Origin of the sequence: Streptomyces angustmyceticus (assembly GCF_040701845.1) — a bacterium.
GTDB lineage: Bacteria > Actinomycetota > Actinomycetes > Streptomycetales > Streptomycetaceae > Streptomyces > Streptomyces angustmyceticus_A.
This window is the reverse complement of record NZ_JBFBHQ010000004.1, coordinates 288527-309048: the sequence shown is the minus strand read 5'-3', so window position 1 is coordinate 309048 and position 20522 is coordinate 288527. Positions and strand designations below refer to the sequence as shown.

At 73.9% G+C, this 20522-nt stretch carries 13 protein-coding genes; 8 read left to right on the top strand and 5 right to left on the bottom strand.

Annotated features, from left to right (window positions below; all coding sequences use genetic code 11):
• The first annotated feature begins 16 nt into the window (after positions 1-16).
• Positions 17-892 carry a geranyl diphosphate 2-C-methyltransferase gene (locus tag AB0411_RS12225; RefSeq protein WP_366417184.1) on the top strand — a complete coding sequence of 292 codons (876 nt, stop codon included), beginning with the start codon at positions 17-19 and terminating at the stop codon, positions 890-892.
• Positions 893-935: 43 nt separating this feature from the next.
• Here AB0411_RS12225 and AB0411_RS12220 read toward each other — a convergent pair whose 3' ends face one another.
• Together AB0411_RS12220 and AB0411_RS12215 are read right to left on the bottom strand one after the other, a co-directional pair.
• Positions 936-2900, bottom strand: coding sequence for an amino acid transporter (locus AB0411_RS12220; protein ID WP_366417183.1), 1965 nt, complete (start codon positions 2898-2900; stop codon positions 936-938).
• A gap of 136 nt (positions 2901-3036) precedes the next feature.
• Positions 3037-3927 (bottom strand): GNAT family N-acetyltransferase, encoded by an 891-nt coding sequence (locus tag AB0411_RS12215; protein ID WP_437041783.1) that lies wholly within the window; start codon positions 3925-3927, stop codon positions 3037-3039.
• A 246-nt stretch (positions 3928-4173) separates the two neighbouring features.
• On the opposite strand from AB0411_RS12215, the gene AB0411_RS12210 reads away from it, so the two are divergent.
• From AB0411_RS12210 to AB0411_RS12195, 4 genes are all read left to right on the top strand, one after another.
• Positions 4174-6360, top strand: coding sequence for a SpoIIE family protein phosphatase (locus tag AB0411_RS12210; RefSeq protein ID WP_366417182.1), 2187 nt, complete (start codon positions 4174-4176; stop codon positions 6358-6360).
• A gap of 138 nt (positions 6361-6498) precedes the next feature.
• The gene (locus AB0411_RS12205; RefSeq protein ID WP_366417180.1) at positions 6499-7677 is read left to right on the top strand and encodes a MalY/PatB family protein; all 1179 of its coding nucleotides are present in this window, start codon (positions 6499-6501) and stop codon (positions 7675-7677) included.
• 154 nt (positions 7678-7831) lie between these two features.
• Entirely contained in the window at positions 7832-9103 is a 1272-nt protein-coding gene (locus tag AB0411_RS12200) for a VWA domain-containing protein (protein WP_366417179.1), read from the top strand.
• Entirely contained in the window at positions 9103-9954 is an 852-nt protein-coding gene (locus AB0411_RS12195; protein WP_366417178.1) for a hypothetical protein, read from the top strand. Before AB0411_RS12200 ends, AB0411_RS12195 begins: the two co-directional genes overlap by 1 nt.
• A 100-nt stretch (positions 9955-10054) precedes the next feature.
• Here AB0411_RS12195 and AB0411_RS12190 read toward each other — a convergent pair whose 3' ends face one another.
• The 3 genes from AB0411_RS12190 to AB0411_RS12180 form a co-directional block, all read right to left on the bottom strand.
• Positions 10055-11350 carry a DUF5685 family protein gene (locus AB0411_RS12190; RefSeq protein ID WP_366417177.1) on the bottom strand — a complete coding sequence of 432 codons (1296 nt, stop codon included), beginning with the start codon at positions 11348-11350 and terminating at the stop codon, positions 10055-10057.
• Between the two features lie 347 nt (positions 11351-11697).
• Positions 11698-13056: a PP2C family protein-serine/threonine phosphatase gene (locus AB0411_RS12185; protein WP_437041778.1), complete on the bottom strand. Its 1359-nt coding sequence runs from the start codon at positions 13054-13056 to the stop codon at positions 11698-11700.
• 176 nt (positions 13057-13232) lie between these two features.
• A complete protein-coding gene (locus tag AB0411_RS12180; RefSeq protein WP_366417176.1) occupies positions 13233-14066 on the bottom strand; it encodes an undecaprenyl-diphosphate phosphatase in 834 nt (277 codons plus the stop codon).
• Positions 14067-14749: 683 nt separating this feature from the next.
• Here AB0411_RS12180 and AB0411_RS12175 point away from each other — a divergent pair.
• The 3 genes from AB0411_RS12175 (at position 14750) to AB0411_RS12165 (ending at position 20503) form a co-directional block, all read left to right on the top strand.
• Entirely contained in the window at positions 14750-15907 is a 1158-nt protein-coding gene (locus tag AB0411_RS12175) for an acyltransferase family protein (RefSeq protein ID WP_366417175.1), read from the top strand.
• A gap of 224 nt (positions 15908-16131) precedes the next feature.
• Complete coding sequence (locus AB0411_RS12170) at positions 16132-17817, top strand: helix-turn-helix domain-containing protein (RefSeq protein WP_366417174.1); 1686 nt, start codon at positions 16132-16134, stop codon at positions 17815-17817.
• A 208-nt stretch (positions 17818-18025) separates the two neighbouring features.
• A complete protein-coding gene (locus tag AB0411_RS12165; protein ID WP_366417173.1) occupies positions 18026-20503 on the top strand; it encodes a SpoIIE family protein phosphatase in 2478 nt (825 codons plus the stop codon).
• Positions 20504-20522 lie beyond the last annotated feature (19 nt).

Sequence of the window (20522 nt, the reverse complement as noted above, 5' to 3'; positions counted from 1 at the left end):
TCGCAAGGAGTCACCGTTGACCATCGCTCACGCCGACACCGCCCGCACGCCGGTGCCGACCCAGTCCACGTACCAGTCCCGCGTCGCGGACTACTGGAACGCCGAGGAAAACCCGGTCAACCTCGAACTCGGTAAGATCGACGACCTGTACCACCACCACTACGGCCTCGGGGACGCCGACTGGTCGGTGCTGGACGAGCCGGACGCCGACCGCCGCCGCGAGCGGGTCACCGGCGAACTGCACCGCCTCGAACACGCCCAGGCCGAGCTGCTCGCCTCGCACCTCGGCGACCTCTCCCCCACCGACCGGGTCTTCGACGCCGGCTGCGGGCGCGGCGGTGGCAGCGTGGTCGCGCATCTGCGCCACGGCTGTCACACCGACGGGGCCACGATCTCCGCCAAGCAGGCCGACTTCGCCAACGAACAGGCCCGCAAGCGCGGCATCGACGACAAGGTGCGCTACCACCACCGCAACATGCTCGACACGGGGTTCACCTCCGGTGCCTACGCGGCGTCCTGGAACAACGAGTCGACCATGTACGTCGAGCTGGACCTGCTGTTCGCGGAGCACGCGCGGCTGCTGCGGCGAGGCGGCCGCTACGTCACGATCACCGGCTGCTACAACGACGCCTACGGGCGCGCCTCCCGCGAGGTGTCCCTGATCAACGCGCACTACATCTGCGACATCCACCCCCGTTCGGCGTACTTCAGCGCCATGGCCCGCAACCGGCTCGTCCCCGTGCACGTCCAGGACCTGACGGAGGCCGCGCTGCCGTACTGGGAACTGCGCCGGCAGGCCGACCACCTGGTCACGGGCATCGAGGAGACGTTCCTGAACGCCTACCGCAACGGCAGCTTCCAGTACCTGCTGATCGCCGCCGACCGGGTCTGACCCACCACGCCGCCGCCCCTGCGCACGCCACGGCCGGGCTCGTTCAGCCGACGTGGACGCGGGGGCGGCGGTCCCGGTCGGGTTCGGCCTCGCGCAGTACCTCACGGGTGACGGGGGCGACTTCACCCTGTCCGAAGAGGAAGAAGCGCAGGAACTGGGCGAAGGGGTTGCCCTCGGTCCACTCGAAGTAGATGTGCGGCCGCTCGCCGGTGGCGTCCCGTACGTACAGCAGCAGCGCGGCCAGCGCGTTGGAGATGGTGGAGCTTTCGAGGGCGAGCACCCGGAAGCGGCCGTGCATGACCTCGCCGCGCACGCGTAGTTCGCTCTCGAACTCGGACGGGTCGCCGACGGTGACCTCGACGAAGATGAGGTCGTCGTCGGCCGGGAGGTCGTTGTCGGTCCGGATCTGCTGGAGTTTGTCGCGGTACTCCGCCACGTCGCGCTGGTCGGGCTCGTTGGCGATGAAGCGGATCTTGCGATGGGCGGCGTCGCGGATGAACCGCTCGGCCTTCTCGTCGAGTACGACGCTGGTCACCCGCAGCTCGAAGGCACGGGCGAGGCGGGAGAGGAACGACAGCAGGATGATCCCGGCGATGAAGCAGGCACCGATCTTCACCCCGTCGGGACGCTCGACCACGTTCGCCACGGTGGTGTAGAGGAACACCACGGAGATCACGGCGAAGCCGATCGTCCAGCCGTGCTCGCGGGCGCGCCGTGCGGTGATGGTCACGGCGATCGCGGCGGAGCTGATCAGGACCAGGACGCCGGTGGCATAGGCGCCGCCCTGGGCGTCCACATCGGCGTCGAAGAGCCAGGTCACGAGGAAGGCGACCAGGGTGAAGACCAGCACCATCGGGCGGACCGCCCGCGCCCAGTGGGGCGCCATCCCGTAGCGCGGCAGGTACTGCGGCATCAGGTTCAGCAGGCCGGCCATGGCCGAGGCCCCGGCGAACCAGAGGATGGTGATGGTGGAGATGTCGTAGACCGTGCCGAAGGCGGAGCCCAGATAGACATGGGCCAGGTAGGCCAGGGCACGCCCGTTGGCCGGTCCGCCGGGCTGGAACGCTTCCGCGGGGATGAGCAGGGTCGTGATGAAGCTGGTGATGATGAGGAACACGCTCATGATCACGGCGGCGGTGGTGAGCAGCTTCTTCGCACCCCGGATCCGGCCGGTGGGGCGTTCCTCGGTGTCGCCGGGTTCGCCCTCGATATGGGGCATGACGGCCACGCCGGTCTCGAATCCGGACAGGCCCAGCGCCAGCTTCGGGAAGACCAGGAGGGCCACGCCGATCATCGCCAGCACGCTGCCGTGCTCGGTGGTCAGCGCATGGGACCAGTCGGCGACGACATGCGCGGCGGTGGCCACGTGCCACAGTCCGGCCACGACCACGACCACATTGAGCCCCAGGTAGAGGCCCACCAGGACGATCGCCACCCCGATCGCTTCCAGGAAGCCCTTGAGGAACACCGCGCCCAGCAGCGCGACCATGATCAGCGTGATGACCAGCTGGCTGTGGTGGAGGGCGCTGGTGAGGTGCGGGTTCTCCACCAGGTGGGTGGCGGCGTCGGCCGCCGACAGGGTGATGGTGATGAGGAAGTCGGTGGCGGCGAACCCCAGCAGCGTCAGCACGAACAACTTGCCCTGCCAGAAGGACAGCAGACGCTCCAGCATGGCGATGGAGCCCTGGCCGTGCGGGCTCTCCCTGGCCACCCGCCGGTACACGGGCAGCGCGCCGGCCAGTGTCACCAGGACCAGGACGAGGGTGGCGATCGGCGACAGCGCGCCCGCGGCGAGGGCCGCGATGCCCGGTTGGTAGCCGAGGGTCGAGAAGTAGTCGACTCCGGTCAGGCACATCACCCGCCACCACCGCTGTCCGCGGTGGGCGCTCTGCGGCCCCGCGTGCGGCCCGGGGTGGTGCTTGGCCATGTCGGCCAGGCCCTCCAGCATCCATGCGCGCAGGCGATGCCGGGCTGCGGCCCCGGGAGGAGAACCGGCGGAGGCGGCCATGGTGTGCTCCTGTCGTACCGCGAATGCGTCCGGCCATCGACGAGACGCACGTCAGCGTACGGAGTGCGGACCGCGTCGCCGTGGTGTTCGGCGCCGCGGCGCGTTCGTGTCCCCGGGACGGCGGCGGGCGGGCGGTTCAGGCCGGGAGCGCGGCGTCCCGGCGGACCGGCTGTCCGGTGAGGTGGTGCACGTACTCCCGCTCCAGGCGGAAGCCCGCGGTCCAGGCGAGGAGGCGGCTGGGGCGGTGGTCGCGGGAGCAGGTCCAGCTGGGGGTGCGGCCGCGGGCGGCGATGTCCCGGCACAGGGCGGTCGCGCAGGCCAGGGCCAGGCGCCGGCGGCGGTGTGCGGGGGCGGTGAAACAGGCGATGTCCTCGTACCGGGTGCCGCGGAAGTACGTACACGCGACGGCGAGGACGGCCTCCTTGCGGACGGCGGCCCAGCCGAGGCCGGCGGCGGCGAGCGCGGCCGGGCCGCCCCAGCTGGCGTGCACCCATGCCGCGTCCCGGGTGACGGCGGCCAGCGCCGTGGCGTCCCCGGGGGCCAGCCGACGCACCGTCACCCCGGCCGGGAGGCGCGGCACCGGGACGGGCACCCGGTGCAGGTGCAGCATCCGCTCCCAGGGCACGACCCGGTCGAAGGCGCTGCCCAGTGCCGGCAGGAAGCGGGCCGGGGCCTGCACATAGTGCCCGCCGAAGGCGGCGAGGGCGTCCGGGGCCAGGACGCCCGGGTCGCCGCTGAGCAGGACATGGTCCGCGCAGGACACGGCCAGGGCGCGGGGAGCGGCGGCCCGGTCGGCCCACCAGCGGCCGGTGCCCACGACCCGGACGTGTTCGGGCAGCGCGGCCGCTCCGGGGGATCCGGCGGTGAACCAGCCGGTGAGCGGCGGGAGTTGGTCCGGGGCGAGTTCGATCACGGGGTTCCTCGGGTGGTCGCGGCCCGCGCCGGTGCGGCCGTGCGCGGAGACGGTGGTGCCGTGCTCGGCGGGCCGCCGGGCGGCCGGGGCGTCGGCGGAGGCGGCACCGGCCATCAGGACCATAGGGGAGGAATGGGGCATGCCGGGTGCGGTCGTTCCCGGGAAGGGGGGCGCGTACGCCGAACGGCCCCGTCACGGCCCGGGCGCACGGCAGCGGAGGAGGAGCCGGGGAGCCCAGCGTGTCGCCGCGCGGATCCGCTCGGTGACCGCTCCCGCCGCGGCCTGGAATCCTCCGGCCGGTGTGCCAGAGTGGAGGTGGACAGCGACGCGGTCGGTGCGTGCCAGAGAGGGCGGCCTGTCATGTCCCTACAGCCGGATCGCCTCGGCGCGGTCACCACTTCTCCCCGGTCCCCGTCCCGGCGGACCGAGGAGTACGAAGACCTGTTCGACCAGGCTCCGGTGATCTTCGTTGCGCTGGGCGGCCCCGCCCACCTGCTGGAGGCGGCGAATCCGGCGTTCTTCGAGGTGTTCGGCGGCGGCCGTACGGATGCCGGCACGCCGATCGGCGAGCTCATTCCCGAGCTGGCGTCGCAGGGCGTCCTCGACCGGCTCGATGCGGTGTACCGCACCGGCACCGCCCTCCGCGCCCGCGGCGCGCGGCTGGTGCTCGGCGGGCCGGGGACGGAGCGGGAGGAGTTCTTCGACTTCACCTACGAGCCGCGGCGGGACCGGGTGGGCGAGGTCGACGGGGTGATCGTGATCGCGGTGGAGACCACCGTGTACCACCACGCCCAGCTCCTCGCGGCCGAACAGCGCATCCTGCTGGAGCAGATCGCGCGCGAGGCTCCGCTGGACGACATCCTGACCGGAATGGCCCGCGCCATCGAGGAGTTGTCGCCGGAGCTGATCGTCTCGGTGCTGCTGGCCGACGCCGACGGCGGGCATCTGCGGCACGGCACCGGACCGGACCTGCCCGACTTCTACAACGAGGCGATCGACGGGATACCCATCGGGGCGGACGAGGGTTCGTGCGGCACGGCCGCGCATCTGCGGGTGCCGGTGATCGTCACCGATATCGCCACCGACCACCGGTGGGAGCGCTATCGGGAGCTCGCGGCGCGGGCCGGGGTCGCGGCGTGCTGGTCCACCCCGATCATCGGGACGGACGACCGGCTGCTGGGCACCTTCGCCATGTACCACCGGAACCCCAAGGCCCCCGAGGAGAAGGACCTGGCCCTCAGTGCCGCGTTCGCCCGGATCGCCGCGCTGGCCATCGAACGCCACCACGCCATGGAGGCGGGGCGCGCGGCGCAGGAACGGGAGCAGGAGGCCCGTGAGGACCTGGCCTTCGTCCTGGAGGCCAGCACGGCCATCACCCGCGAGCCGCACTTCGCCGACTGCCTGCAGTGCCTGGCCCGGCTGGCCGTGCCGACCCTGGCGCCGCTGTGCAGCGTCCATGCGCGGGAGGACGACGGCCGGATCCGGCTGATCGCCATGGCCGCCGCCACCCCTGCCGAGGAGGACCTCTTCGCCTCCCCCGCCCTCCGCGACCGCATCGACGGGGCCGTGGCGCGGGTTCTGGCCTCCGGCACCACGTGGACGGACCAGGCCGGTGTCCCGCCCGGCGGCCGCCCCGTGCCGCCCGGCGTCACCGGTTACGTCTGTGTCCCGCTGCGCGTCCGCGGCCGCACCTTCGGCGTCCTGACCCTGCTGGCCACCGGCCAGCCCCTGGACGGCCATGTCATCGCCCTCGCCGAGGAGCTGGCCCGCCGGGCCGCTTCCAGTGCCGACAACGCCCACCAGTTCAGCAACCGTGCCCAGCTGGCCCGCGAACTGCAGGCCGGGCTGCTGCCTCCGGAACTGCCCCGCATCCCGGGCGCCGAACTGGCGGCTTCCTACTACCCCGCCGGAGAGGGGCTGGAGGTCGGCGGCGACTTCTACGACGTCTTCCCGCTCCCCGACGACCGCTGGGCGTTCATGATCGGCGATGTGTGCGGGCGCGGCGCGCCGGCCGCCACCATCACCGGCATGGTCCGCCACACCGCCCGCGCCGCCGCGCGTCTGCTGCACGACCCGGCGGACGTGGTCATCGCCATCAACGACGCCCTGGCCGGCGGCGCGCTCGACGCGGACTACTTCGTCTCGCTCGTCTACGGCGCACTGCGGCACACCGGCTCGCACCTCGCACTGGAGCTGATCCGGGCCGGCCATGTGCCGCCGTTCGTGCGCCGCACCGACGGCACGGTCGAACAGCTCGTCCAGTCCGGCCTGCTCCTGGGGGTCGGGCCGGAGTTCGACGGCACCGCGTGCCGGCTCGAGCTGGCGCCGGGCGACAGCCTCGTGCTGGTCACCGACGGCATCACCGAGGCCCGCTCCGCCGACGGCGAGTTCTTCGACGAACACCGTCTGGCCGACGCCCTCCACGGTCTTCCGGGCGCGGCGGGCGGCGCGGCCGGTCTCATCGAGGCCGTCCATGCCGCCGTGACCGGCTTCGCCGGCCGGTCCACCCCCGATGACCAGGCCGCTCTGGTGATCACCGCCACCTAGGGGGTGTCGTTCGGATCAAGGCGCCGGGCCCGTGCGCCGCCCGGCCGGCCCGGTTCGCGGCCCGCTGACCGCTCCCCGGTCGGGGCGGCGACCGCTCGCCCTCTGCCCTTCGCCGGGCAACGTGCCTATTTTGGCTCCATGGACCCCGTGCCGCGTGCCACCCCGGACGACACCAACCCGCTGCGCCGGCTCTCCCTCGGCGAACTGCGACGGCGGACGAGCATGAAGTGGCGCACCTACCCGGACGACGTGCTGCCGCTGTGGGTCGCGGAGATGGATGTGCCGCTGCCCGCACCCGTCGTCACGGCGATCACGGACGCGGTCGCGCGCGGCGACACCGGCTACCCGGCGGGCACGGCGTACGCCGGTGCGCTGGCCGGCTTCGCGCGGGAGCGCTGGGACTGGGACGGGCTCGCCGTCGAGCGCACGGCGATCGTGCCCGATGTGATGCTGGGCATCGTCGAGGTGCTCAAGCTGGTCACCGGCCCGGGAGACCCGGTGGTCGTCAACTGCCCCGTGTATCCGCCGTTCTACCAGTTCGTGACGCATATGGACCGGCGGGTGGTGGAGGCACCGCTGGGCGCGGACCTGCGGATCGACTTCGCCGCGCTGGAGGAGGCGTTCCGGCACGCCGCCGCGGACGGCGGCCGGGCCGCGTACCTGCTGTGCAGCCCGCACAACCCCACCGGCACCGTGCACGGCGCCGAGGAGCTGGCCGCGGTCGCGGCGCTGGCGGACCGGTACGGCGTCCGGGTCGTCGCCGACGAGATCCACGCCCCCGTGGTGGCCCTCGACGCCCGCTTCGTGCCCTACCTGAGCGTGCCCGGGGCGGAGAGCGGTCTGTCGCTGATGTCGGCGTCCAAGGCGTGGAACCTGGCCGGCCTCAAGGCGGCGCTCGCCCTCGCCGGACCCGCAGCGGCCGACGACCTGGCCCGCATGCCGGAAGAGGTCAGCCACGGCCCCAGCCACCTGGGCATCATCGCCCACACCGCCGCCCTGCGCGACGGCGGCGACTGGCTCGACGCGGTGCGCGGCGGCCTCGACGACAACCGCCGGCTGCTCGCCTCCCTGCTGGCCGAGCACCTCCCCGCGGTCCGCTACCACCCGGCGGAAGGTACCTACCTCGCCTGGCTCGACTGCCGTCCGCTCGGTCTGGGCGACGATCCCGCCGCGGTCTTCCTGGACCGCGGCAGGGTCGCGCTCAGCCCCGGCCCCGGCTTCGGCACCGGCGGCGCCGGTCACGTCCGGCTCAACCTGGCGACCTCGCCCGAGCTGCTGACGGAGGCCGTACGGCGGATGGCGGCCGCGCTGGACTGAGCGCGGCGGCGGACCGCTTCCCCCGCCCGGCACCCGCGCCGTACGGCGCCCGGCCGCCGTCCCGCGCGGCCGGGCGGACCGCCACCGGCCGTTGTCCGCACCCCACTTGGGGCCCGTTTTTGGATTGCGGGGAGTTTCTCCATACGATCCGGCGATGATCACAAGAAAACGGCTGGCGGCCGGGGTGTGCGGCCTGCTGGCCGCGATGACCGTCGCCCTTGCCCCCACACCTGCCAGCGCCGGTGAACCGGACGCGAAGTCCTCCCCCAAAGTCGAGTTGACGCTCGATGTCAGCGGCTCGATGCGGGCGCGCGACATCGACGGGCAGAGCCGGATGGCCGCCGCGAAGCAGGCGTTCAACGAGGTGCTGGACGCCGTGCCGGACGAGGTCCAGCTCGGCATACGCACCCTCGGCGCCAACTACCACGGCGAGGACCGGAAAGTCGGCTGCAAGGACACCCGGCAGCTCTACCCGGTCGGGCCGCTGGACCGGACCGAGGCGAAGACCGCGGTGGCCACGCTCAGCCCCACCGGCTGGACGCCCATCGGACCGGCGCTGCTGGGCGCGGCCGACGACCTCAAGGGCGGTGACGCGTCCCGCAGGATCGTCCTCATCACGGACGGCGAGGACACCTGCGCCCCGCTCGACCCCTGCCAGGTGGCGCGGGACATCGCCGCCAAGGGCATCCACCTCACCGTCGACACCCTCGGGCTGCTGCCGGACGCCAAGACCCGCAACCAGCTGAGCTGCATCGCGGAGGCCACCGGCGGCACCTACACCTCGGTGCAGCACACCAAGGAACTGCGCGACCGGGTGCACCAGTTGGTGGACCGGGCCGCCCGTCCGGTGGCCACTCCGGTGGCGACCGCGGGGACACAGCAGTGCGCCGACGCCCCTAAGCTCAAGCCCGGTCTCTACAGCGACCGCGAGAAGTTCGCCGAGCACCGCTGGTACCGGGTGGACGTCCGCCCCGGCCAGGAGCTGCGCGCCTCTGTGAGCATCGCCGCCGACCGCGCCGTCAACAACGACTACGGGGTCCTGCTGCGGGCCTCGACCGAGCACGGCCGGGAGATCGTCCGCGGTGCCGAGGCCGGTGACGGCCGGACCGATGTGATCTCCTCCGGGCTGCGCTATCCGAAGGCGCCGTCCGATTCCGCGGACGACGACGCACCCGCGGCGGAGACCGTCTGCCTGCAGGTCAGCAACTCGTTCTCGGCGCCCGCCTCGGTCAAGACCGATCCCGGCCTGCCCGTCGAGCTGGCCGTCGACGTGGTGGACGGGCCCGACGACGCCTCCGACGCGGCCTTCTTCGGCCTGGGACACGGCTGGTGGCTGCTGGCCGCGCTGGCGCTCACCGGGCTGCTCACCGGCCTGCTGTGGGGCTGGATCTCCCGTTGGCGCGTGACCGTCTGGAGGACCAACTGATGCGCACCCTACGAATCGTGACGACGGCCGTGCTGGCGGGCGCCGCCCTCTTCGGCACGGCGGGGACGGCCCTCGCCGAGAGCCCGTCCGCGAGCCCGAGCACCGGCTCGGACGGCGCGGCGGCCGCCCCGACCGAGGCCGGCACCTCCTTCCGTACGGCGACCGTCATCAAGCCGGATCAGCGGGCCACGGCCGACGCGTCCACCGGCGACTACCTCTACTGGGTGCTGCCCGTCGACGCGGGCCAGCGGGCCACCGTCAAGGCCGAGGTGAAACTGCCGCGGAGCGCCCGGCACGGCGCGGCCACCTGGCAGCTCGACGTCTACGACGGGCTGCGCCGCCGTCAGGCCTGCCAGTACGGCGCCCGGACGCGGACGGCGGCACCGGACGCGGGATCCGTCGAGCTGTCCTGCACGCTGCGCACGGTCCGCGCCTGGGCGGAACCCTGGGCGAACGATCCGCTGCCGGGCGGCTACTACGTCCGCCTGACGGTCGCCGACCTGCCCAAGGACGACCTCGGTCTGCCGGTGCACGCCGAGGTCGGCGCCACCGTCGCCGACATGGGCGGCGCGCGCGCCGTGGACGGCACCCTCGGCGCCCCGCTGGTGCCCGGCGTCTCCACCGCCGCGCCCCAGGACGAGGAGAGCACCGCGCCCGAGGACGAGGCGAGCGCCGCCCCCGGGAAGCCGGCGGACCTGATCGCGCCGGACGGCGGCTGGTCCTCCGGCGGGTGGTCCGACCGCTGGCTCTGGACCGCGGCGGGCGGACTGCTCGCGGCCCTGGCCGGTATCGCCGGCTACCAGTTCACCCGCGGCTCCGGCCGCCCCTCGCGGGTTCCGCCGGGCGCCTGACCCACCGGGCGGCCATGGCACGACCATGGCCGCCCGCTCCCCCTGCAGGCCGGGGCCGGCAAGGCGAACAGGGCGGAGCACGACCGCGGTCGTGTTCCGCTCAGCAATCGCAGCAGCTGCAGCAGTCGCAGCAATCACAACCGTCGCAGTCGCACTTGTGGCAGCACCCCTCGCGCTTCTTGCGCGACCAGGGACCCTCGTACTCCTCGGCACAGCAGAGCTTGCAGGTGCAGCACAGCCCGATGGCGACCGCACAGCCCGCGAGGAAGCCGCGCGGCTTCTTCGGCTGCTGCGGGAGGTGCGGCAACCCGCCCCCGCCGCCGGATCCGCCCCCGTGACCACCGCCATGACCGCCGGGTCCCATCGGGCCGCCGCCGTAGGGGTGCTGCGGCCCGTTCAGCTGCTGTCCGTGGGCGTACGAGCCGCCGGCCGGTGCCTGGCCGTACTGGGGAGGCCGACCGTACGACCCGCCGTTCCGGTACGGGTTCCCGCCCTGGCCGTCGTACGGCCCCGGCGCGCCATGGCCCTGGTGGGAGCAGGAGACCGTGCCGAACGCGCGGTCCACCGAGCGGCGCAGCTCGTGCACCAGCAGTACGTGCACCAGGGCGGAGTCGGCGAACTCCACGTCGCGCAGCGCGAGGCGGATGCCGTGCAGGGCGTCGTCGCACAGCCGGCGGGCCTGCGCGAGGGTGGCGCCGGTGGCGGCGAGCGGGTTCCAGGCGCCCTCGGCGGCGTCCGCCGCCCGGTCCTCCACCGCGTCGAGGAGGTGGGCCAGCCGTCCGAAGAGCCGGCCGGCCTCGGCCAGCGGCGCGGCGTTGCCCGGCCGGCCCGCAAGGACCGCGGTGTGCGCGAAGGCCGCGGCGGTCGCCGTCTCGGTCGGTTCGGTGACGACCGTCAGCGGTGTGCCGGGCCCGGCCAGTTCCTCGATGCCCAGCTGCCGGTCGACGGCGTCGACGAGGACGGCGGTGTCGAACCCGAGGGCGGCACCGGTGCGTGCCCCGGCCCGGTCCCAGCCCGCGGCGACCTTGCGCGCGGCGGCGGCCACCGGGCGGCGGCGCAACGCCCCGTTCCCGTCGGCGACATGGTCGCGTATCTTCGCCGAGGCGAGCACCAGGGACACCGAGGCCGCCAGGCGCGCGCCCTCCCCCTGCGCCACCGACGCGGTCCGCATGCCCCGCAGCGGGCAGGGCCCCGCGGTGCGGCGGCGGCTCCGCTCGGGGCCGGACTGGGCGTCCGTCAGCACGGAGACGATCAGGCCGTCGTAGTTCGTGACCACCCGGGCGAACTGCCCGTGATCACCACGCAGGGCGAGACAGAGACCGCACAGATGGGCCATCCACTCCGCCTTGAGCCCGTGCGACAGGCGATGGGTGCAGGGCCTGACGATTCCGAACATGTGGAAACCCCCGTATGACGTCGGCGTGAAGCGGCCTCGGCCGGCTGGTCCGGCAGCAGCAGGAATCGTATCGAGTAGGCCGTTGACCTGGACACACGCCCCGTGGACGGGACGCGCCACAGCTGATGGGCCGTCACATCGGGGGCGGTGGCGGGTCGTCGGACCGGTGCGGGCCGCGCCCGCGGAGGTGAAGGCGGCCGCTCCGTGGTGCCAGGGGAAACACCGGCGGAGCGGCCGCGGGGCCCGGGACCACAGGAAGGCCGGGCCGGGCCGGGAATCGGGGAAAATCCCGCGGCACACCCTTCTGTACGGACTGCACCCCGGGCGCGTTCAGTTGGCTTTCCGGATCAGCCGGGAGGGGTGCGCCCGGCACGGACCGGGGCGGGCGCGGCGGGCTCCGCCTCCGGGCGGTGGCGGGGACGCGCGGCAAGGACGGCGACGTCGTCCTCGGCGTGCGGGCCGTCGAGCCGGAGCAGGACCTCGTCCAGCACGTCCGCCACCCCCGCGCCGGCGGGCAGCCGCAGCCGGGCCAGCCGGGCCAGCGAGGCGTCGATGTCCTCGCCGCGCCGCTCGACGAGGCCGTCGGTGAACATCAGCAGGGTGTCGGCGGAGGTCAGGGTGCGGGTGACGAGTTCGTAGCCACCGGCCCCGGTGCCCAGGGGCGGGCCGACCGGGACCCGGACGAGGTCGGCCGCGCCCTCGCTGCCGAAGACCACCGGAGGGAGGTGGCCGGCGCTGGCGAAGGCGGCGATGCCGCGCGCCGGATCGACCTGGGCCAGCAGGCAGGTCGCCGGGCGGCGGGACTCGTCCCCGGCGACGGCGGCGTCGAGCTGGCGGAGCACGCGATGGGGCGGCAGATCGGTGGAGGCGACATAGCGCAGGTGGGAGCGGTAGGCGTTCATGTCGACGGCCGCGTCGAGACCGTGCCCCATGACGTCGCCCATCACGAGCAGGGTCCGGCCGTAGTGGAGGCGCACCGTCTCGAACCAGTCGCCGCCGACCAGCGCGCTGCTGCCGGAGGGCAGATAGCGGGTGGCGAGCTCCAGGTTGGGGTGCGGTTTGCCCGGCTCGGCGAGGAGCGCGCGCTGCAGGTCCATGGCGGTGCGCTGGACCACGGCGTAGCGGCGGGCGTGGGCGAGCTGGACCGCGGTGAGGCGGGCCAGGAAGCGCACGGTGGCGGTCTCGTCCGCGGTGAAGCTGCCGCCCGCACGCAGGGCCAGCAGTGCGCCGTGGCGGTGGCCCTGCGCGAGGAGCGGCACCGACAGCGCCCCGGCGGAGCGGCCCCCCGGCAGGGTTGCGGTCGCGGTGACGGACTGCCCCTCGGCCAGGGCCCGCAGCGCGAGCGACCGGCCGCCGGGCCGCTCGGGGCCGTCGTCGGGGAGCCGGGCTTCGAGCACCCCGACCAGGCCCGCCGTCGCCACCCGCCGCAGCTCCGCCGGGGAGCGCGAGCGGGCCCCGGTGCCCTCCTCGTCGCGCAGGTCCACCGCGGCGGCGTCGCACAGGTGCCGGCACAGGAACCGGGCGAGCTCGGCGCAGGTGGTCTGCTCGTCCAGGGTGGTGCCGATGCGTTCGGCGGCGTCTTCCACCGTGCGCAGCAGGGCGGTCGGGCGCGCGGGGTCGGCGTCCCGGTCCGCCGTCGGGCCATCCTCGTGCGACAAGGCCACCTCCCGGGGCACCGGGGCCCGCCTCCTGCGCGCCCCGGCCATGATCCGCCGGACCGGCCCCGGGCGGCCGCAGGGCCCGCTCCGGCGTGGCGCCGGTCTCCGTGCGGCCCGGGCCGCGGCCCGGCGGGCGTCCGGCCGCGATGCGGGTCCCGTTCGGGCGCCCTTCCCCGCCGCGGCCCGCGGGTCCCGGCGGCCGGCGCCGGGGCCCGCTGCGGTCGTCAGGACAGGACGCCCATGCCCAGCAGGCCGAAGAGCAGCGCGCCGACGAGGATCCGGTAGATCACGAAGGAGTTGAAGGAGTGCTTGGCCACGAACTTCAGCAGCCAGGAGATCGAGGCGTAGGCGACGGCGAAGGAGACGACGGTGCCGATGGCCAGGGGGGCGACGGCGGCGCCGCTGCCGACGGCGTCCTTCAGCTCGTAGATGCCCGCTCCGGTGAGGGCCGGGATGCCGAGGAAGAAGGAGAGGCGGGTGGCCGCGACGCGCTCCAGGTCGAGGATGAGGGCGGTGGACATCGTCGCGCCGGAGCGGGAGAAGCCCGGGAAGAGGAGGGCGAGGATCTGCGAGCAGCCGACCCACATGGCGTCCTTGAGGGAGGTGTCGTCCTCCCCGCGCTTGTGGCGGCCCATCTGGTCCGCCGCCCACATCACGCCGCTGCCGATGATCAGCGACCCGGCCACCACCCACAGGGACGCGAGCGGGCCCTCGATCAGGGGCTTGGCGGCCAGGCCGACGACGACGATCGGGATGGTGGCGTAGATCACCCACCAGGCGAACTTGTAGTCGTGGTGGTAGCGCTCCTCGCGGTTGCGCAGCCCGCGGAACCACGCGCCCACGATGCGCACGATGTCCTTGGAGAAGAAGAGGAGCGCCGCGGCGATCGCGCCGACCTGGATGACCGCCGAGAAGCCGACCACGGTCTTGTCGTTGACGGGGATTCCCATCAGCCCCTCGGCGATCTTGAGGTGCCCGGTGGAGGAGACCGGGAGGAATTCCGTCACCCCCTCGACGGCTCCGAGGACGACGGCTTGGCCGATGCTGATCGCGCTCATGGGATCCATTTCTCGGGTGGGTGCGGACGGGCGGCACGGGTGCGCCGCGGTGCGGTGGGCGTCGGGTCCTGGGGCGGGGCGTACGGCACGGGCGCGGGGGCGTCGGCGCCCTCGGCAGGCCGGCCGGGGCGGGCCCCGGGGACGGCTCCGGCCTCGCCCGCCCACGCGTCCGCCCCGGCGCACAGGTCGGTGAGGCGACTGTACTGGGGGGCGGGCCGCCGGACCGAAGCGAAGGGTCCGGCGGACCACCGGGACGCGGGTCGGATGAACGGCGGCCGGGACCGGCGACGTACAGGAGGGTCGGGGGCCGGGCACCGGGCCATGGCGTCAGTCCCTCCCGTGATGGGCCGGGATGCGTCCCGCGCGTCCCGGCGTCTACAGTGCCCCAGATGGTCTACAGCACTGTAGACGACCGGAGGGGGAGCTGCGCCACGGCCGGGGGCGCCGGCCTGCCTCCGGTCCGTCGGCGCACCGGGGTCGGCGACGGCCCACGCAGCATTGTGGTCCACCGGCCCCGGCCGGATCGCACCAGGAGCACCACCCGGCGCCGGTAGGGTCCTTCACCCGTCCGCACCAGCCACACGAGGAGCCAGGATGCCGCTCACCACGATCGTCGCAGTGATCGCCCCCACCACCACGGCGAGAAGGACCCGACGGCCGACCGACCACTGGGAGGCCGTCTCGTGAGCCCGCTCCCCCACACCTCCGCCCTGCCGGACACCGACCGGCCCGCGCCCGCCGAGCGGCAGCCCGGCGCCGCCACCCGCTCCCCGGCCGGCGCCCCGGCCGAGCGGGCGTCACCGCCCCCGCGAAAACACCGCGACGCGTTCTTCGACAACGCCAAATACCTGGCGATCGTGCTGGTGGCGCTGGGCCACGCCTGGGAGCCGCTCTACGCCGGCAGCCGGAGCGCGGCCGCACTGTACATCTTCGTCTACGCGTTCCACATGCCCGCGTTCACCGTCATATCCGGGTACTTCTCCCGTAGTTTCGACATGCGCCGGGACCGGCTGCAGCGGCTGGTCACCGGCGTCGTCGTCCCGTATCTCCTCTTCCAGACGGCCTATGCGGTCTTCCGGTACTGGGCCGGCGACCTCACCAGCTTCTCGGTCGACCTGTGGGACCCGTGGTTCCTCACCTGGTTCCTGGTCGCGCTCTTCCTGTGGCGGCTCACCTCCCCGCTGTGGCGGATCGTGCGGTGGCCGGTGCCGCTGGCCCTGGCGATCGCCCTGGCGGCCTCCGTCTCCCCGAGCCTCGGCACCGACCTGGACCTGCAACGCGTCATGCAGTTCCTGCCGTTCTTCGTCCTCGGCATGTGCCTGGAGGCGGAGCACTTCAACCTGGTGCGCTGCTGGGCCGCGCGGATTGCCGCGGTACCCGTCCTCGTGGCCGCGCTGGCCTTCGCGTACTGGGCCGTGCCGCGGATGAACGACGCGTGGTTCTACCACACCGACAGCGCGCAGAAGCTGGGCGTGCCGTGGTGGTGCGGCATCATGATGCAACTGGCCATGTTCGGCTGCTCGTTGGTCCTCACGGCCTGCTTCCTGGCCTGGGTGCCCGGCCGCCGGACGTGGTGCACGGTACTGGGCGCCGGGACGCTCTACGGCTACCTGCTGCACGGCTTCCTGGCCAAGGCCTCGCGCTGGTTCGACTGGTACGACGCCGCCTGGGTCCACACCCCGTGGGGCGCCGTCGCCGTCACCGTGCTCGCCGGGGCGATCGTGACGCTGCTGTGCACCCCACCGGTCCAGCGCGCCCTGCGCTTCGCCATGGAGCCGAAGATGCGGTGGGCCTTCCGCCAGGAGCCCCCGCTCGGCTCCCAGCGGGGCCGTACCACCTGACGAGGCGGCGGGCGCGCGCCGCCGGAGCGCCGCCGGAGCCGGAGCGCCGTGTCCACGCCACCGTGGACACGGCGCGGGGGCCCGGCGCGGGGCCCCGCTTCCACCCCGGCTCCGACGGCCCCGGCGGATAGCATCAGTACTGTGGGCGTGGCTCATACGTGCGGCGGTGGCCCACCCCTGGGCCGACCGAAGCCCGACATGACGTGATCGGAAGTGCCTGCGAGATGGCCAGCAGCCCCAGGAGCCCGGGCCAGCCTGATCCGGCAGAGGTGCCGGCCCCGGAACCCGCTGCGGCGGCCTCGCCAAGCCCGGCCGGCATCAGCCTGCGCCAGCTGCTGATGTCGCTGGGCGAGCCCCTGGTGGAGCTGCAGGCCGCGCCCGCCGGGCTGGACGTCGAAATCCGCAGCGTCGCGCTGCTGGACCCCGAGGACCCGCCGATCACCCAGCCCGGCGAGCTGGTGCTCGCCATAGGCGCCCGCGGCCGCGCCGCCTTCCCCGCGCTGCGGGCCGGCGGGCGCGACGGCGCCGCCGCCGTCGCGGTCAAGCTGGACACCCCCGGACAGGCCGCGGCGCTCAGTGCGACCGCCGTCGAGGCCGGCATCGCGCTGCTGTCCGTACGGAGCGAGGCGCGCTGGGAGCAGGTGGACGCACTGGCCCGCGCGGCCCTGGAGAGCGTGCCGCACGGGCGCCCGGGCGAGGGCCCCGAGGAGGGCGACCTCTTCTCGCTCGCGCAGACCACCGCCGTCCTGACCGGCGGCATCGTCAGCATCGAGGACACCGCCAACCGCGTGCTGGCCTACTCCCGCTCCACCGACTCCGACGAGGTCGACGACCTGCGGCGGCTGTCCATCCTGGGCTGGCAGGGGCCGGAGGCGTACCTGACGCGGCTGCGGAAATGGGGCGTGTTCCAGCGGCTGCGCGCCTCCGACGAGGTGATCTGTATCGACAGCCACCCCGAGCTGGGCATCCGGCGGCGACTGGCGGTGGCCATCCGGTCCGGGGAACGGCAACTGGGCACGATCTGGGTGCAGGAGGGCTCGGCGCCGCTGACCGAGCACGCGGACCAGGCGCTGCTGGGCGCGGCCCGGGTCGCGGCGCTCCACCTGGTGCGCCGGCGCCGGGAGCTGTCCGCGGACCTGACGCTGACCCGCACCCTCGCGGCCGGACTGCTGGAGGGCAGCACCGGCCCCCAGCCCCTCGCCAGCCACCTGGCGCTGGACGCCGCCCGCCCGGCCGCCGTCCTGGGCTTCTCGTACGGGAACGCCGGGGCGAGCCCGTCGGAGCTGACCCGCTCGGAGGTGAGCAACCTGATCTCGGTGCACACCGCCGCCCGGCACCGCAGCGCCCTGGTCACCCAGGTCGACGCGCGGATCTACGTGCTGCTGCCGCAGCTGCCGCGCAGCATCGACGTCGGCACGCTGCGCGGCTGGGGACAGGCGATCACCGAGGCCGCCCGCCGGCATCTGGGCATGTCGCTGCGCGGTTCCGTCGGCTGCATCGTGCCGGGGCTCGGGGAGGTTCCCGAGTCGCGGCGGGAGGCGGACCGGATCCTCGATGCGATGGTGAGCGCCGGGGTCGCCACCACGGTCGCCGCGCTGCCGGACATCCAGGCGGAGGTGCTGGTCAGCGAGGTGCTGCGGCTGCTCTCCAGGCATCCGGAGATGCGCGATCCCCGGCTGACCGCGCTGGTCGCCCACGACAGCCGGAGCCAGGGGCAGTTGGCCGAGTCGGTCCTCGCCTATCTGAACGCCTTCGGCGACGTACGGGCCGCCGCCACCGAGCTGCATGTGCACCCCAACACGCTGCGCTACCGGATCCGCCGGGCCGAGGAGCTGACCGGCCTCGACCTCGGCCGTCCGGATCAGCGACTGCTGGCGATGCTCCAGCTGCGGCTGCCGTCCGCGCTCTGAGGCGGGGCGCGGTCCGGGACCTGGAGACGGCCCGGTGCCGGAGCGGGGCCGGGGTCGCGACGGCCCGTTCCCGTCCCCCCGCGCCCGTCGCGGCGGCCGCGCACGCTGGCCGGTCCGTCCTCGCACGGGTCCGGACCGCGCGACCCGCCGTTGGTCCAAAATTCTCCTAAACTGGGCGATATTGCTCCAATGAGCTGACGGGCTGGCGATGATGACCTCGGAGAATGCCGTGCCGAGCGGGTCGGGCCCCGCATGGGACATGGCGAAGGCGGCCACGGCCGAGCTGGACGGACAGGGGCTGGTCGTCGCGTGGACCCGGGCGGCGGAGGGTCTGCTCGGATACCCGGCCGAGGAGGTCCTGCACCGTCCCGCGGCGGAGCTGCTGGCCCTCCCCGGGGACGAGGCGCGGGCGGCCGCCGTCGCCCGGTGGTGCCGGGCGGGGGACGGCTGGGGCGGCTCGGTGGCGGCGCGCCACCGGGACGGCCGGGATCTGCAGCTGGCGGTGCAGGTCACGCCGCTTCTCGACAGCACCGGCCGGGAACGCTGGTCGGTCCTGGCGCTGGAGGAGTGGCGGATGCCGGGTGGCGGGGTGAACCAGCTGATGCTGGAACCCTTCCTGGCGCAGGCACCGGTCGGCATGGCGGTCCTCGACACCGACCTGCGGTACGTCTGGGTGAACGAGGTGCTGGAGCACCTGATCCCCCTCGACCGGCGGCTGGGCAAGCCGGTGGCGGAGGTGCTGCCGCGGCTGGAGGCCGAGGCGTTCGAGGAGCGGATGCGGCGGGTCCTGAAGACCGGGCGGCCGGTGATGGACTACGAGTTCCGCAGCCCCACCTACGCCGACCCCCACCAGGAGCGCGCCTACTCGGCGTCCTTCTTCGGCCTGGAGGACCCGCAGGGCCGGCGCATCGGCCTGTGGTACATGGTCATCGACGTCACGGAACGCTGGCGGGCCCAGGAACGCCTGGCGCTGCTGAACGACGCCAGCGTGCGGATCGGCAGCACGCTGGACGTCACCCGGACCGCACAGGAGCTGGCCGATGTCGCCGTGCCGGCGCTCGCCGACTTCGTCGCCGTCGACCTGCTGGACTCGGTCCTGCGGGGCGACGAGCCGGTTCCCGGGCCGGTCGACAGCACCCCCGTCATGCGCCGCTCCGGCCAGCAGTCGGTCCACGAGGGCTGCCCGGAGGCCGGGCTGGCCGTGGGGGAGGCCGTCCAGCGGTCCCCGTCGTCGCCCATCGCCCGCTGTCTGCTCAAGGGCGAGTCCCTCGTCGAACCGGTCCTGGACTTCGCCACCAGTTCCTGGGTGACCGAGGACCCGGTCCGGGCGGCGGTGATCCGTGAATTCGGGTACCGCTCGGTGATGGTGGCGCCGGTGCAGGCCCGGGGGATCACCCTGGGCGCGGCGACGTTCTTCCGGTCCCGCCGTCTGGGGCCCTTCGTGGCGGACGACGTGCGGCTGGCCGAGGAGCTGGTGGCCAGGGCCGCCGTGTGTGTCGACAATGCGCGCCGTTTCACCCGCGAGCGGACCGCGGCCCGGGTGATGCAGCAGAACCTGCTGCCGCACGAACTCACCGGCGGCTCGGCCCTGGAGGTGGCGTCGTGGTACTTCCCCGCGGACGCCCCGAGCGGTGTGGGCGGCGACTGGTTCGATGTGATCCCGCTGTCCGGGGCGCGGGTCGCGCTGGTCGTGGGCGACGTCGTCGGACACGGCATCAACGCCGCGGCCACGATGGGGCGGCTGCGGACCGCCGTGCGCACGCTGGCCAACCTGGACCTGCCGCCCGACGAACTGCTGGCCCGGCTGGACGACCTGGTCATCGGCCTGGTGACGACGCAGGGCAGCGACCCGGCGGCGGACCCCCAGGACCCGAGCGTGGCCTCGACGTTCATGGGGGCCACCTGCCTGTACGCCGTCTACGACCCGGTCGGCAGGCGGTGCAGCATGGCGCGCGCCGGTCATCTGCCGCCGTTGATCGTCGGCCCGGACGGGGCCGTGGACTGCGCCGACCTGCCCGCCGGACCGCCGCTCGGCCTCGGGACGCTGCCCTTCGAGTCCGTCGAACGCGAACTGGCCGAGGGCAGCCTGATCGCGCTCTACACCGACGGCCTGATCGAGACCTGCGACCGGGACATCGGTGTGGGGCTGTCCCGGCTGAGCGACACCCTCGCGGTGCCCGGACAGACCCTCAAGGACATCGGCGGCAGGGCGGTCAAGGCGCTGCTGACCGGGCCGCCCTCGGACGACGCCGCGCTGCTGCTGGCCCGGACCCACGCCCTGGACGCCCACCAGGTCGCCTCCTGGGACCTGCCCACCGACCCGGCCGTGGTCGGCAACGCCCGCGCCCTCGCCGGCCGGCAGCTGTCCGAGTGGGGCCTGGACGAGCTGCTGTTCACCACGGAACTGATCGTCAGCGAACTGGTCACCAACGCGATCCGCCACGCCGCCGGCCCGATCACGCTGCGCCTGATCCGGCAGGACGCCCTGATCTGCGAGGTCTCCGACGGCAGCAGCACCTCGCCGCGGCTGCGGCATGCCCGCACCACCGACGAGAGCGGGCGCGGGCTGTTCATCGTCGCGCAGCTCACCCGGCGCTGGGGCACCCGCTACACCCCGACCGGCAAGATCATCTGGACCGAGCAGAGCATGCCGTCCGAGGACGGGTCCGGCAACGGGACGGACTGATCCCGGGGTGGCGCAGGTC

Bases quoted from the DNA above. Each gene is read 5' to 3' on its own strand.
- AB0411_RS12220 (WP_366417183.1), bottom strand. From the start codon at position 2,900: ATGGCCGCCTCCGCCGGTTCTCCTCCCGGGGCCGCAGCCCGGCATCGC.
- AB0411_RS12215 (WP_437041783.1), bottom strand. From the start codon at position 3,927: ATGGCCGGTGCCGCCTCCGCCGACGCCCCGGCCGCCCGGCGGCCCGCC.
- AB0411_RS12210 (WP_366417182.1), top strand. From the start codon at position 4,174: ATGTCCCTACAGCCGGATCGCCTCGGCGCGGTCACCACTTCTCCCCGG.
- AB0411_RS12205 (WP_366417180.1), top strand. From the start codon at position 6,499: ATGGACCCCGTGCCGCGTGCCACCCCGGACGACACCAACCCGCTGCGC.
- AB0411_RS12200 (WP_366417179.1), top strand. From the start codon at position 7,832: ATGATCACAAGAAAACGGCTGGCGGCCGGGGTGTGCGGCCTGCTGGCC.
- AB0411_RS12195 (WP_366417178.1), top strand. From the start codon at position 9,103: ATGCGCACCCTACGAATCGTGACGACGGCCGTGCTGGCGGGCGCCGCC.
- AB0411_RS12190 (WP_366417177.1), bottom strand. From the start codon at position 11,350: ATGTTCGGAATCGTCAGGCCCTGCACCCATCGCCTGTCGCACGGGCTC.
- AB0411_RS12185 (WP_437041778.1), bottom strand. From the start codon at position 13,056: ATGGCCGGGGCGCGCAGGAGGCGGGCCCCGGTGCCCCGGGAGGTGGCC.
- AB0411_RS12180 (WP_366417176.1), bottom strand. From the start codon at position 14,066: ATGAGCGCGATCAGCATCGGCCAAGCCGTCGTCCTCGGAGCCGTCGAG.
- AB0411_RS12170 (WP_366417174.1), top strand. From the start codon at position 16,132: ATGGCCAGCAGCCCCAGGAGCCCGGGCCAGCCTGATCCGGCAGAGGTG.
- AB0411_RS12165 (WP_366417173.1), top strand. From the start codon at position 18,026: ATGATGACCTCGGAGAATGCCGTGCCGAGCGGGTCGGGCCCCGCATGG.